The 13,643-nt window shown below is 67.3% G+C and carries 11 protein-coding genes and 3 pseudogenes; 5 read left to right on the forward strand and 9 right to left on the reverse strand.

Translation table 11 applies throughout. The features are described 5' to 3' along the window. Positions 1–5: 5 nt before the first annotated feature. The 4 genes from ACWGO0_RS08760 to ACWGO0_RS08775 form a co-directional block, all read right to left on the reverse strand. Positions 6–158 carry a hypothetical protein gene (locus ACWGO0_RS08760; protein ID WP_453530157.1) on the reverse strand — a complete coding sequence of 51 codons (153 nt, stop codon included), beginning with the start codon at positions 156–158 and terminating at the stop codon, positions 6–8. Between the two features lie 354 nt (positions 159–512). Beyond that, positions 513–893, reverse strand: a complete 381-nt coding sequence (locus ACWGO0_RS08765) for a DUF1048 domain-containing protein (RefSeq protein ID WP_453530160.1) — start codon at positions 891–893, stop codon at positions 513–515. Between the two features lie 2 nt (positions 894–895). Beyond that, complete coding sequence (locus tag ACWGO0_RS08770) at positions 896–1,225, reverse strand: PadR family transcriptional regulator (protein WP_453530163.1); 330 nt, start codon at positions 1,223–1,225, stop codon at positions 896–898. A 1,532-nt stretch (positions 1,226–2,757) separates the two neighbouring features. Next, a complete protein-coding gene (locus ACWGO0_RS08775; RefSeq protein WP_453530166.1) occupies positions 2,758–3,255 on the reverse strand; it encodes a hypothetical protein in 498 nt (165 codons plus the stop codon). 398 nt (positions 3,256–3,653) lie between these two features. On the opposite strand from ACWGO0_RS08775, the pseudogene ACWGO0_RS08780 reads away from it, so the two are divergent. Both ACWGO0_RS08780 and ACWGO0_RS08785 read left to right on the forward strand, forming a co-directional pair. Beyond that, positions 3,654–3,925 (forward strand): annotated as a pseudogene (locus ACWGO0_RS08780) (DALR anticodon-binding domain-containing protein); the annotation flags it as partial. A 104-nt stretch (positions 3,926–4,029) separates the two neighbouring features. Then, entirely contained in the window at positions 4,030–5,532 is a 1,503-nt protein-coding gene (locus ACWGO0_RS08785) for a hypothetical protein (RefSeq protein ID WP_453530169.1), read from the forward strand. Between the two features lie 18 nt (positions 5,533–5,550). On the opposite strand, the pseudogene ACWGO0_RS08790 reads toward ACWGO0_RS08785, so the two are convergent. Then, positions 5,551–6,112 (reverse strand): annotated as a pseudogene (locus ACWGO0_RS08790) (IS5 family transposase); the annotation flags it as partial. Between the two features lie 337 nt (positions 6,113–6,449). On the opposite strand from ACWGO0_RS08790, the gene ACWGO0_RS08795 reads away from it, so the two are divergent. Continuing rightward, entirely contained in the window at positions 6,450–7,076 is a 627-nt protein-coding gene (locus ACWGO0_RS08795) for a class I SAM-dependent methyltransferase (RefSeq protein WP_453530172.1), read from the forward strand. Between the two features lie 479 nt (positions 7,077–7,555). Here the strand turns inward: ACWGO0_RS08795 and ACWGO0_RS08800 are convergent, their stop codons facing one another. Next, positions 7,556–8,350 carry a hypothetical protein gene (locus ACWGO0_RS08800; protein ID WP_453530175.1) on the reverse strand — a complete coding sequence of 265 codons (795 nt, stop codon included), beginning with the start codon at positions 8,348–8,350 and terminating at the stop codon, positions 7,556–7,558. A gap of 207 nt (positions 8,351–8,557) precedes the next feature. On the opposite strand from ACWGO0_RS08800, the pseudogene ACWGO0_RS08805 reads away from it, so the two are divergent. Continuing rightward, positions 8,558–8,767: pseudogene (locus ACWGO0_RS08805) on the forward strand (ATP-binding protein); the annotation flags it as partial. Between the two features lie 91 nt (positions 8,768–8,858). Here the strand turns inward: ACWGO0_RS08805 and ACWGO0_RS08810 are convergent. Beyond that, complete coding sequence (locus ACWGO0_RS08810; RefSeq protein ID WP_453530178.1) at positions 8,859–9,380, reverse strand: HAD domain-containing protein; 522 nt, start codon at positions 9,378–9,380, stop codon at positions 8,859–8,861. A gap of 941 nt (positions 9,381–10,321) precedes the next feature. Between ACWGO0_RS08810 and ACWGO0_RS08815 the strand changes: the two genes are divergently transcribed. Further along, on the forward strand, positions 10,322–10,837 hold the full coding sequence (locus ACWGO0_RS08815; protein WP_453530181.1) for a hypothetical protein: 516 nt from the start codon (positions 10,322–10,324) through the stop codon (positions 10,835–10,837). Positions 10,838–11,322: 485 nt separating this feature from the next. On the opposite strand, the gene ACWGO0_RS08820 is transcribed toward ACWGO0_RS08815, so the two are convergent. Together ACWGO0_RS08820 and ACWGO0_RS08825 are read right to left on the reverse strand one after the other, a co-directional pair. Next, positions 11,323–12,066, reverse strand: coding sequence for a transposase (locus ACWGO0_RS08820; RefSeq protein WP_453530184.1), 744 nt, complete (start codon positions 12,064–12,066; stop codon positions 11,323–11,325). Positions 12,067–13,058: 992 nt separating this feature from the next. Next, positions 13,059–13,448 carry a hypothetical protein gene (locus ACWGO0_RS08825; RefSeq protein ID WP_453530187.1) on the reverse strand — a complete coding sequence of 130 codons (390 nt, stop codon included), beginning with the start codon at positions 13,446–13,448 and terminating at the stop codon, positions 13,059–13,061. Positions 13,449–13,643: the final 195 nt, after the last annotated feature.

Here is a 13,643-nt window from a genome sequence, read left to right on the forward strand (position 1 = left end):
TCAGGTCAGGCCAGGTCCGGTGCGGCGGAGGTCGATGCCGCCGGGCCGGGTGCGGGCGCGGAACTCGACGCTGCCCGGAGCCCCGAGTTGAGGTCGAGCGGGACGGCGGCGCCCGGTGCGATGTCGGCCTTCAGGCCATTGAACGGGGTCGCGGGCACGACCGCACCGCGGTACGTCTGTCCGAGTCGAATGCTGAAATTGGACGTCGAAGGCAGGGTCGGGGGACTGGCTGCCTTTCCGGCACCTGCCGCAATGGAGTGAACCCACGCGGCCGTCGACCTGCGAGAGGTCAGCGCGGCCCCGTGGCGGTGTCACTCGCAGAACACCCGCACCTTGGCATCGGGACCGGGATCGGGATCGCCGACGGTGAGTTCGATGGGCTTCTCGAGGTGCTGCTGATTGACCTAAGCGAGGTCGATCAGCACCCCTGGTTTGCTCAGCTCCCGTTCTTCGGCTCACACGACGCTCAAGGCCGCGCACGCAGATCCCCGATTCGGACGACGTGCGCGCGGTTACTGGGCCGCCTCCTCCTCGCCTTCTTCGGCGCGCGCGAGGACATCGGTCAGCCGCTTCCGCGCGCGAGGGGGGACATAGCCGCCCTCCGAGTAGTTCTGGACGAACGCCTCGACGAACTCCACCGGGTCCTCCCCGACGACTTCGCGGATCGGCGTTCCGTCCGCCGCGGCCTGCTCGAACAGGTCGGCGAGGTCTTCGAACATCGACGCGTTGCTGTCGCCGTCGGTCGGCACGAAGTGCATCAGGTACTGCTCGATCGCTTCGATCGCCGTGCGGTAGTTCTCGGGAAGCTGACGCGAGCGTGCCTTGTACTCCCTCCAGCGCTTCTTGGGCCCGATCACCTTCGAGATGAAGCCGCTCTTTTCGACATCGGACATGGTTAGTTGCCCCCTTCGCGGAGCTGTTCCAGTCGTTCCGAGAGGAAGCTCCAGGTCCTCCAGAACTCTTCGAGGTACTCCCGTCCCTGAGCGTTGAGGGAGTGCACCTTGCGCGGCGGCCCCTTCTCCGAGGGGACCTTCTCCACGTCGACGAGCCCGCGCTTCTCCATTCTCAGGAGCAGCGCATAGATGGTCCCTTCGGCGATGTCGGAGAAACCCTGCTCCCGCAGCCGTGCCGTGATCTCGTAGCCGTAGGCGGGCCGGCCGGACAGGGACGCGAGGATGATGCCCTCCAGCGTGCCCTTGAGCATCTCCGTCACCAGCTTGGCCATGTGACACCTCCTCTCTGAGCTATTCAGTGCTGCTGACTACCGGTACACCGTAACGCTGACTACCGGTACTTAGCAAGACGGAATAGAGGAAGAGTGCGCCGGCACCGCAAGCGCTCGCTTCAGCAGCATTACGCCGGGACCCCGCGCGAGCGGCACTGCTCGGCGAGATCGACGGCACCTGTACGTGCGCTGCGGCAAAGCCGTGAGGTCGCCTGGCTGACAGAGGGCGTCGGCAAGGGCCTGCTGCGCCCTCGCCTGGCCTGGACCTGCAGAGCCGTGACCCCCTGCTCCCGGCGAGTTGATCAGCGCCCCGGTGGCTGCAGACTGCACCGTTGGCTCACTTCCTCGTCCTCGTCGAGGGACGTCACATACACCCGATCCCTGACACGGCCCGGCCCGGCCACGCCAGGGGAGAACAGGACCCACCTCAGTCGTGCTGAGGCAACTCGCCGACATAGAGGGCGAGCTGACGATCGAACGGAGACTGCATGGCTCTGGGGCGCGCCGCCCCCGCCACGGACCGCAGCGCCGCAAACGCAGAAATCTCCATGCCCGCAAGGGCTACGACTATGCCCACCTGCAGCGATAGTTACGGGACCGCGGAATCCGGCAACGCACCGCACGCCGCCCCTGCACGTACAGTGCGCGCTAGCAGCGGGGCCAAGCCCGCAGGGGAGGGCGTCGTGCAGACGAGCGACAGTGAGCGCCACTGGATCAGCGCGTGGCACGTTCCGCTGAACGTTGCTGCCAGGCATTTGAGTGGCGTTTCTGCTGTTCATCGGCTTCTGCTGGATTCCAGCCGTGTCCACGGCAACCTATGGCCAAACGCTCGGGCTGATGACCTGGGTCCTGAAGTTCCACGTCGGTATCCAGATTCCCGCTGGCCTTCTTGCCTCCCGCTGGGCGGTCCGCGGCCAGGCAGTCAGGGCTTGCATGGTCGCGCTTGTCCTGGCCACGTCGCTCACATGGACTCTCTATGCGTGCACGGGTCAAGAGCTACCGACGCGGGCATTGTGGTGGCAGAGCTGGGGATGTCTTTGCGTCTCCCTGAGCGGTTACGTGTGGCTGTGTACCCTGCGTCGCTCCACAGTCGAGGCACTCGCCGAACGATTCAAATTCTCTGTCCAAACACTCGCCATGTGGGCCTTGTTGCGTCCACCACGGCGCGGCCCTCACTGACCAGGAGATCGCCACGACCCGTGCCAGGCACTACCTGGGACGGCCGGTCGAGCGGACCGGGCGTGCTGACGCACGGAACACCCGGCGGTGAGGCCGCGGTGATCAACAGGGCAGGATTCTCAGGTCCGCAGCGCCATGTCGTTGTCGGCGGACAGACGCTGGAACGAACGGGTGACGACATCGTCGCGGGTCGACGGCACCCGCTAGGGCCTTTCGGGCACCGCACGTCTTCCGAACGCGTACCGGGGATTTCGCGCCGGCACTCCCATCGCTTGCAGGCAGTCGAGTGTCGCGTTGCCTCCGATCCGGCCGTGACGTACAAGCGGCCTGATCGGAGTTGAACGAGGCGTGTATCAGTTGGCCCCGCATCGCCTGGCAGCGAGACGAATCTCCTGCACGGCGCCCGGCGGTTCCAACAGCATCGTTCCGGCTTCGTGACCGTCATGGTAGATACGCAGTCGCGGGCCGTCGGCGATGACGCGCAGCTCCGGCCACGGGTGCCGCCACAGCAGGACGGAGCGCTCCCACATCTGAATGCCGCGGGTGGTCACGCAGAGTTGGTACTGCGGGCCCTCATGGACTTCGGGCGGGGAGTGTTCGGTGTACGGGGGCCGAACGGTGTAGGTGCCGATCACATTCTCCCCGGGCTCCAGGGCCGCGTTGCGGATGCCGCGCCGACGACCGATCTGCGCCCCGGTCCAACCGGCGAATCCCGCGGTCAGCAAGGCCACGGCCACCACCGCCCACCACGGCAGGTCAGCTTTGACGCCGTAGCTGACGAAGGCCACTACCGCGAACAGTGCTGTCACGACAGCGCCGGCCAATTCGGCACGCCGGATACGCCAATCCATCCCGGCTCCCCCTCAGGTTCCCGGCCGCCCAGTTCCCCAAGAGCTGTCCCTCTTCGCACTGGTTGAACGCCGCAACGATACGTGAGGAGCCGGGGTGCGTAGCAGCTCAGGGCGTAGATCGGTGAGGCCAACGCGAGATGGAGCGGCAGCAAGCAGGGCACCCGAAGGAGGCAGAAACACGCCGGCCCACAGGTTCAGAGGTCAGCGGGGCTCGGCAGAACTCACGGGATGTCGCACAGAAGGCCAGAGTGACCGGCTCAATCGAGGCGGCGTTTCGCAGGCCCGCACGGCGCTGACCTTGCCAAGGTCAATCGATCGTTGGGCGAGCTCGGCCATGTGGTGGCTTCCTCCGGTCCAGGGCAAGCCGATAAAGATGGTCGACCGCAGGACCATGGCGCCCGGCCCAGCGGCTGCTGGGTCTGCACCTGGACCAGTTCGGTGAAGCCCAGTCCGAGGTCGCTGCTCCGGCTACGAGCCGCACAAGCCGACCCCGTACCTCTATGAGCTTGCCGCGCTCCTCAACACGTTCCACGACCAGTGCCAGGCATTGAGCGACGAGAACCCGGCCGAAGTCGTGGAGCACCGCCTCTTCCTCGGGGAACTGACGATCCGCACCCTCTGTCAGGCAGCCATGAAGGTCCTTGGCATCAGGACCCCTGAACGCCCCTGAGCTGCTACTTCACCCCGCTGCCGCCCGTTGACCGGTATCCGGGCGGCGGGTGATAGTGGCGCATGGCCGAAAATGCTCGGCCGATTCACCAGGGGTGGGGACTCATGCAAGGCAAGGCCGAAGAGACCGATCCGGCGCGCGCGAAAGCAGCCGAGGCAGTGCACGGGGCGCTCGAATCCCCGCCGGCACGGGCATCGCAGGACACTTCGGCGGCAGAGGCAGCGCACGAGGCACACAGCGCGCTGCGCGCCCGGGACCTACCCGCCGCACGGACCCTCGCACAGTCGGCGCTCGACGTGTACGGCCCCGACGCCGCACTCTTCGCCGTCCTCGGCCAGGCCCACGTGGCGGCGGACGAGGACGACCACGATGACCGCGCCGACGAGGTCTACCGCAGAGGCCTCGCCCTCTTCCCCGACGACCTGGACCTGCTCGCCGCCCACGCGGAGCTCTGCCTGAACAGCGACCCGTTCGACCGGCCCGTCCGTTACCGCCAAGGCCCGGAACTCACCGCCCGTCTGCGCGAACTCGCACCGGACTCACCACAGACCGCGCGAGCCGAACACGCAGCCGCGAACCGGGGCCGGAACTCCCACGGACGCGACCCGGGATCGCCGTCGCCGGTTCGGGTCCAGCGTCACGACGCCCGCGAGGCGCTCGCCGCAGTCCCCGACCGAGCAGAGGCCGCGCGCCTGGCTCGCGAACAGGCCCAGCAATGCCCGCACGACGTCCGTCTCGCGATCCGCGCCGAGACGCTCACAGCGCTCGCAGGGCCCGGCCGGCGTCCGTTGACTGCCTTGCTGAAGGCGCCAATGGTGGGCGTGTCCGCCCTCTCGGTGGGCGTGGGCGCACTCGCGCTCGCGCGGCCGGCATTCCACCTGCCGTGGTGGACGGGCTTCCTCGGCCTGGTGCTGTGGCTGCCGTTCCACCTCCTCCACCGCGTGCTGCGCACCGCCCGCCTGCGCGCCGAAGCAGCAGTGCCACCCGCCTCGATCGCGTCTGAGCCGGTCCCGACGCCCCCGCTGCCTCCCGTTCCGGCGCCGTCACGCCGCGAGACGACAGTGTCCGTGGCCGCGATCGTGTTGGTCCTCGGCGCTGTGGTGGGCTCGGCAGTGTGGTCGTACGCCCAGTACCGTGCGTACCCCCTCTATACGGTCTCCGCACCCTCCACCTTCCGCGACATGCACCTGCTCTCCGACAACCCGGTCGCGACAGACATCAGCACCCTGATGGAGACGGAGAACGGAGGCGGCGCGATCGAGCCGTTCACGTACCTCTACGGGAACGCCAGGGAGGCGGGGGCGGTCTTGGTCATCGGTGCCACTGGCGACTTCCACGATGTGTCGTCGGACACCCTCCCGCTCTTCGAGCAGGGCCTTCGGTCGGCCGGACTGACAACCGGTGCCGCCTGGGACGCCGACCCCGGCAAGCTGGGCGGGCGGCTGAGGTGCGTACCGTACGAGGCGTTGGGCACGGGCTCGCAAGTGGCCTGTTCCTGGGCCGACAAGGGCAGCACGGGCACGGTCACCTTCAACGGGACAGGACTCGACTACCAGTACGCCCCGGCCCTGACACGGGCGCTGCGCGAGGCGATCCTTCACCCGTGAGCACCCACGCGGGGCGGTTCAGGCTCCGCGCCATGTGGGGGTGGACTCGGCCATGTGTCTGCGGGTCACGAAGTTGATCATCGCGAGGTGGATCACGGCGTCGGATCGGCGTGGATGTGCTTCGTAGTCGGGACCGGGCGGCGCTGTTTCACCAGCCAGCCCAGCGTGCGCTGGCGGTCCAGCGACGACGAATCTCCTGGTGGTGGGGTCGCGGCGGACGATGTGCATGTCGATGCCGAGGGTTGCGGCGTGATCGACGAGGTGCTGGCGGTAGCCGCCGTCGACCCAGCTCTTACGGACGGTGGGGTGCTCGGCGACGACCTTCTCGATAAGGGGCCGACCGGCGATCGAGTCCTGCACGCCGGCTGCGGTGACCAAGACTTTGAGGAAGAGTCCGACGGCGTCGATGACACACGTGGTCGCCTCCTCCTCTTGCTCTTCCTGCTGCGCTCTTGCCTGCGAAGAAGACTGTTGAGCTGGTTGAAGACGCCTTTTCCTGCCGGCGCGCGAAGTGGCCATAGACGGTGTTCCAGTGCGGGTAGCCGTACGGCCGATAGCGCGAAGGAGTCAGGGTGCGGTCCTCTACGTGAACCTGGAAGGCGGGGTGGGATGGCCTCACGACTTCCACTTCTCCTTGGGGCGAGAGTGAGCCGGAGGCATCCAGCACACCCCTCCCCTAACCAACACCAATGACGCACAGGAAACGGCCTAGGTACGGCCTAGGTCCGTGCGGACGCGGTAGTGCCTCTGTCAGCCCAGCGGTCACGGGCAGTCCTAGTCCGGGTCGATCGCGGTCAGCTGCTCTTGCCCTGCCGTACCTTCTATCGGCCTGCGAGGTGTACGCCTCCAACGGCGAATAGTGTGTTGGCACCGTCTTCGCTCCTGCTGGGCGAGGCTGACCGAAAGGGACTCTGAACATGACTGGGCAAGGTGACCGTTGGGCGGAACTGACCGGCGGACAAGCGGGAGAGGAGTACGCTCAGCGCTTCGCGCGACTCGCCGAATCAGGTCACGACGTCCACGGCGAGGCCGCCTTCTGTGCCGCGTTGCTGAAGCCCGCCGCCCGGGTACTCGACGCCGGCTGCGGCACCGGTCGGATCGCGATCCGACTTGCGGAGCTGGGCCACCACTGCACCGGCGTAGACGTCGACTCCTCGATGCTCGCCGTGGCCCGCCGAGACGCCCCCACGCAGGAATGGCTCCTTGGTGACCTGGCTCGTCTGGACACCCTCGGTCTGAGTCAGGGCTTCGACCTGGTGCTCGCCGCCGGAAACGTCATCCCCCTGCTGACCCCCGGCACCGAATCAGTTGTTGTTCGGCAGCTGGCCGCCGCACTGACCTCCGGCGGTCTGCTGGTCACGGGCATGGGACTGGATGCAGCACACCTGCCGCTGGCGGAACCGCCGTTGACCATCGCGGAGTTCGACCATTGGTGTACGGAGGCCGGACTGACCTTGCGGCAGCGCTACGCCACCTGGAGCGGCGACCCCTATTACCAAGGCTGTGGCTACGCAGTCAGCGTGCACTCCCGACCCGCCACGTGAATGCGCGCCTTCTCCGTGACGGTCCGGCCGGGCACGCGCCCGCGTGATCCCACGCCTTGATTGTTTGCGCCACGAGATGGGCGGCAGTGTTGGCGGCCGTGGCCACGCACCGGATTCGGAATCTGACCCCGCCGGGACGGAAGGCTCTGGTGCACGGCAGCGAGCTGCCGCGCCATACGAAAGCCGGCACCAGCGCGAAGGCAGTTCGGGCGGCCGGGCTCGGTCCCGCACTGCGTCTCGGTGCCGAACACGATCCTCGCCTGCAGCGGGCTGCGCACATCTGACCGACGTGATCGGGCTCGGCACGTGCGGCGACCCGTCCCCGTACAGCCAGGTGGGTGTACCGCAGATCCGGGCGGTGCGAAACCAGGTGCGCGGCGAGCCCGTTCGCCCAGCCGAGCAGGCCCGACGGTGTCGTCCCCGTCACCGACCTTCCGTCTGACTGTCGCCCAGGATGACCCCGCGCCGGCTCGACCCGCTCAGGCCAGCAGGATGTCCTCGCCCGCCGTCACGGGGACGATCTGCCTGGTCGGCGGCGCCTCGGCCTTCACCGGCGTCCCGAAGTCCGACAGCGTCATCGTCGTCATGGCCTTCATTCCGCCGAAGTAGGAAAGCCGGGCCTGGACGGCGCGTCCCTTCCCGTCGACCCACAAATCCGCGTAGACGGGCATGTCGTCGCCCAGCTTCTCGCGCACGTCGTCCAGCCCCCGTTTCGTCTCCGTCGTCATCCGGAGCGTCGCGGTGGCGTGGTCGATCGTGCCCCGGTAGTGCACCGCAGGGGCGTCGTTCACCTGCTCCTTGCCCTCGTTCGACACCTGCCGCATCGCCTTCACCTGGCGGAGCAGGTGCTCGGGGTCGTTCAGCGGGGCCCGCAGGAAATAGCGGGTCAGGGCCTCGCTCCGGATTGCCGAGGCCCACTTGCCCTCGTCCACCGCGCGCGAGCCCCGCACATAAACGGTGTCGCCCACGAAGACCTCCTCGACGGGGGCCATGCCGCTGTCCTCGATCTTCACCGTGAGTCGGCCCCTGTCACCCGCCAGGTCGAAGGCGCCATTGATCGCGAACACGTACGTCCTGGGGCTGTCGGCGGACCGCAGCTCTATCTTCTCGTTTACGCGGGCCCTGTCCGTGCTCGTCCTCTCGATCGCGGCGCGCACGGCCGCCCCGTGATCCACGGCCTTCTTCGCACTCTCCCTCGAGTCACGGTCCGGACCGCCGGAACAGGCGGTGCAGAGCAGGAGGACAGCGGCGGAGAAGAGGTGGGCGCGGCGCATGGCTCTCCGAAGGATCGTTACTGCGGCAGGGGGAGCCCGAGGGCCTGTAGAGCTTCGCATGAAACCGGTGACGGGGCCCGGGGATTTCGGCCTTGAGGCCCTGTGCCTTACGGCTCCTGACGTGACATCGGGTGCGAGGGGCGCTCTCGCGGACCGTCGCGGACCGCCAGCCCTCAGCCGCCAGCCGTCAGCCGGGATCGAGTTCGGGAGGCCGCCGACGAGAAGCAACTGAACAAGACCATCGCCCGCTACGGCCGCGTCTACCTCCTCTGCATCGACGAGCTCGGCTACATGGAACTCGACCGCCGCGGCGCCGAACTCCTCTTCCAGGTCCTGACCGAACGCGAGGAGAAGAACAGCGTCGCCATCGCCTCCATCGAGTCCTTCGGCGGCTGGACCAAGCCCCTGCGGGTTCCGTCTCGACGGTCCACCACCCTCACGGGCGGCGGACCGTTCCGCACAGCGCCACCATGTCGTTCCCGCGACCCCTTCATGTTCTCCAGCTGTGTCAGACCGGCTGTCGCAGCCATGACTCGAGAGCCGCATAGTCGCTGTCGGCCAGGCCACGGCGGGGATCGACACGATGGAGCAGGGCTTGCCCCTGATGATGGGCAGCGACCCAGGCCCGATCGGTGTTCGTGATCTCGTCGTCGACCCAGGCGAACGGGCGCCCCGCAGCCCATTCGACAAGGGCACGGGTCTTCCAGTGAAGTCCGTTCCGTTCGTCCTCGTCATCGATATCGGACGGCTCCGGCCAGACCACCACCGCCAGCTGCGGCAGACCGATGCGGGGCGCGATGCACTCGTTCGCGTCCGCCATCCATGTCGTCGCCCAGACCACCTCGCACGGGAGTGCCGCCAGCCGGGGGCCGTGCTCGGGATCGATCCTGGTCAGGAGCGGATTCGCGTCAGCATCGGACAGTTCAGGACCCGTCGCATAGATCGGATACGGCTGGGACACCGCGCCGAACGGGATGAGTGGCCCATCGACATCGAGAAACAGCAGGGCACGCTGCACGGAACCAGTCACGGGAGCACGATAGCGGCGGATCCCATCAGCGACCACCTCGATGACCAAGCCCGACAATCGACCATCACCCCGCTTGCTGCTACTTCTCGTGAACATCCACGGGCCCCAAGATCCGCAACTGCTGCCCAAAACAGCAGACAAACGCTGCTGTTAGAAGTGAACGAAGCCAGCGCCCCGCCGCTCGAGTTCGAGATAGCCGAGCTCATCAATGCACAACAGATCGACACGTCCCTAAAGCGTGTTGCTGGGCCGACCGGATCAACGATGGCCTCACGGCAGTCGTTTCGGTTGAGTGCGTGCTGAAGGACAGAGTGCCCAGGTGATCCCCATGCGTAGACACTGACACCGTCCTGCGGGAAATTGGCAGGACACGATCAGTCGCCGTTCACTACTGTCACATGGGAAAGGATGTGGACATGGCACTGGTCAAAAAGGGATCGCGGCTCATCAACGTGGACGGCACCACCTACCGATGGCGCCTGCGTGGACGGCCGACCTACGACCAGGGACTCGTCCACTGGCCTCTCACCTACGCGGTCGAGCATGCGGACACCCCAGGCACCACACTGGTGATCACCACCAACCAGCCGCATCCGAGCAACTGGTTCGGAACCCAAGCAGCCCAGTCCTGCCATCCCAGATGGCTGCCCCCATCCGCACCGCTCTCACCCAGGGCTGGACGGCCGAAAGCCCCGGCTCACCCTTCCACCTCGACCAGTCAGCAGAGTTCGTATCGTCCCACTGACGCACCCGTACTCAAGGACTCACCGACAGGCGATCGGTGAGTCCTTCTACTTTCCGCTCCCCACATTCTCCAGTTGATCCACTTCGTGAACCAACTGGGACGAAGAGCGGCACTGAGGAATTTTCGGGCTCTGGCCGCAGTTCCGTGAAGCCCTAGGCCGATCGCTCGCCGTCCCGCGGCGCGATAGCGTGCGCCTGTGACAAAGCTCGTCCTGGATGCTCAGGTCCTCGTGAACTTCCGGCACCACGACTTCACAGGTCGCGGCCCACACGGCTACCGCTGGGTCGACGTGAAGTCCTTCCGGTTCCCCCAGGGCGTCCAGGACAGTGAGCTGCTGGAGGCGCTCGTCGCGCACGAACAGTTCCGCGATGACTACGCGGGCGGCGGCGTCGATCCTGCGGGGACGCGCCACGGCCCGTACTGGCTCAAGCACGTCACGGCGCATGCCTTCCGGCCGGTTGCCAACGCCGAGGCACTCCGCACCCTTCGTAGCTGGGCCGACCAGTACGGCTCCCTTCCAGAGTCCCTGGAGAAGACGCTTGCCACGACAGTGCATGCCCTGATCGACTCGGCCACCAACTGCTACCGCCTCCAGGACCTGGGACGCCAGAGGTTCCACGACTGGGGCAGCGTGCACAGCGACTTCCACGAGTACGTCGTCATCGACCAGGACCGGGCGCTGCTGACGCTCCTGGTCGCGGCCGACGACTGAGCCCGAGATCGTTCACGAAATCGGACAGCTCTGACCGGAGTTCCGTGAAATCACAGGTCAGGAGGTCTGCGACGGAGGCCACGGCTGGCCGTCAGGTGCCATGGCGGGGCGGCCAGCGACCACGTAGTCGCGGTACTCGTCGCCTGCCATGGACTGGTTTGCCCAGCGTTCGCGTCTTGCTCCCGTTTGGGCCTCGGCAGAATCCAAGGCGGTGAGGGGATCGTTCGTGGTTGCCAAGAGGAGACCGAAGTCCTCTTCGTCGCTGTCAAACAACGGTGACAGCGAATCCAGGTCGCCAGTCACGGGTTCGCAGGCGAGAGCGGCGTGCAGGTGGACCTCGTAGGCCCCTTGTACCGGTCGTACCTCCACCCAGCGGATCCCAGCTGCTCGGGGCTTCCAGACGGTCCGAGGAACTGCTCGATGGAACGGCCCCGCTCAAGGGCGCCAAGGATGAAGGGTTCTGCCAGGTAGCGCACGCTGGAAGACTACGGCGTGATGAGGATGCGGGTCCGGAGGAGACCGAAGGAGGCCCGTCCGTACATCGCCCTCTTGAGCGTTTTGACTCTGTTGACGTGGCCTTCGACGATGCCCGAGCTCCAGTGAAGGGTGAGGCCGGCAGTGACGGCGTCGAGGTCCTGTCGGAGGAAGCCGGCGAAGCCGCTTACCGGCTTCGGGGCGTCCAGCTCGGCCTGGCGGATCCACTCGGTCAGTAGGAATCCGCGTCGGTGGCGGAGGATCTCGGCGAAGGCGCGGGCGAGGTCGCAGGCTCGGGCGATGTCCGGGCAGGCGATCCGTACGTCGAGCAGGCGGCGTTCGAGCTCGGCTGGCAGGGTGTCTTGCGGTCGCATGATCCAGCTGGTGATCTTGCGAGGGCTGGGAATGTCCGCGCGGATGGGTTCGACATTGCCGGCGCGGAGGGCGGCGAGGTGTTTGCGGACGACCTGGCGACTGCCGCGGTAGCCGCGTTCCTGGATCTCCAGAAAGAGGCGGCTGGCGCTGACCTGGCCGAGGCCGTCGGTGAAGCGAGTGTTCAGGTACGGCTTGAACGGTTCCAATACTCCGGCCGGCTGGCGTTCGTTTACCGAGGCCAGGAGCTGGTCGAGGTCGGTGTCGCGGAAGCGCCGGACGGTTTTGCGGTCGAGGTGGAGACGGCGGGCGATGGCGCTGATGGTCCAGCCCGCGGCGACGAGGTTCTGGACGTCAGCGTGGCGGTGCCTGGTCCGTTCCATGATCGGTGTCCGCGGGAGTTCGTGGAGCGGGAGCTGCATCAGGGGCGGCGCCTCCGGGATAAGACCGGTCACCTCGTCAACGCGTTTGCGCAGGCAGGCGCGGTGCGGCCCCTTCGGAAGGCGAACTCGTCGACACCGAGCACCCGCGGGGCTCGCTCCGGCACCGGCGGAGGTTCCAGTAGCTCCAGCAGTCGCGTGCGTCCGGCGGCGAGGTGCATTCGGCGGCGCAGCCGTTCGCCAGCCCGCCCTCCGAGCTCGACTGCGACCTGGCGGGGGCCAGGTCTTCAACCCGAGACTGGACCGGCGATACCGCTCGCTCAGCCCGCCGACCTGTTCGACGAGCGTTCGCCGCCGGCACTCGGCCCGGTCGCAGAAGAACCGCCGGACCCGCAGCCTGGCCAGTAGCTTCCTCCCAGACAAGGGCCGCTCGGCCAGGCACCGTTCATAGCAGGAATGCACCCGCCCGAGCCCTGGCACGGCACCCGGGACATCTGGGCGGCGGACCGCCAGCGGCCGCTACCACCACCAACACCTCGACCGTGAACTCCACTGCCTCTAAACGCACATCGACGTCCCGGAACAGCACATCATCCAGCGAGCAAACCCCCACCAGCGAGACATGCCCTGCCGAAACGTTCCGCCAAACGGCTCTGACCTGGGGATTCACGGAACTCCGGCCAGAGCCAAAATTTTCACGAATCCTCATCAGCACCCCGTTGCCGTGTTCGCCCGCCGCTCTCGACGCCGAGCTGCACGCCGCCCTGGCCGCTTTCGACGCTGAGGCCGCTCCGTGCTACCCGGCTAATCCACCGACGCCGGCCGCACCGAGGACATCGGGTGGCGCCAGGCCCGCACCACGCTGCTCGAGGCGGTCGCACGCCACCACCACACTCACCTGCTCGCCGCCATCGTCGAGCTCGGCGGTGAGCTGGAGCTCCCAGCTACCCGTAACGGGCGCTTCAGGGGCGCGGTCATCCCAGAAGGCTGCGCGGTCAGCGCCGGCCGCCGCCGATGCGGCGGTCGTCGGCCAGTGCGGTCAGCGGGCCGAACTCGCAGGCAAGCTCGTTCCACGTCAGAACCTCGCCACAGCGGGCCGGGAACTCCTTCGGGTTGAACTCGGGCATGGTCCAGGTGCCAGTGCCCCGGTCCCGCAGCCACAGGTCCCCGTCACCGTCGACCACAGTCGGCGGCACCGGTACGGGCTCGGCCTGATCGGTGGGCCCCCAGGTGACCCGGCCCGGGTGGGAAACGCGGCGCAGCTCGGTGGTGGCCAGCCGCGCGGCCACTTCACGGGTGGACTCTTGGGCGTCCTTGACCGACGCGAGTCGGAATGCGTCGTCAAGTACGGGCAGGGCTGGATTCTTGCTGCGCTTTGAACTCATACGCTGTCTACCTCCGGTGGGGGCGTCACATCCGTTATGGCACCCCATAGAGGAACACGGTATCCGAGGCGGGAGCCGGGCCGGCTACGACCACGTCCAGGTGGAGGCGCTGGCACACCGGGCGGTGGGGCTAGGTGGTGAGCTGGTCCCGGACGTGGTGCAACCCGTGGTGGTAGCGCTCAGATCTGGCGGTCC

It is taken from the genome of Streptomyces sp. NPDC055749 (assembly GCF_053617235.1).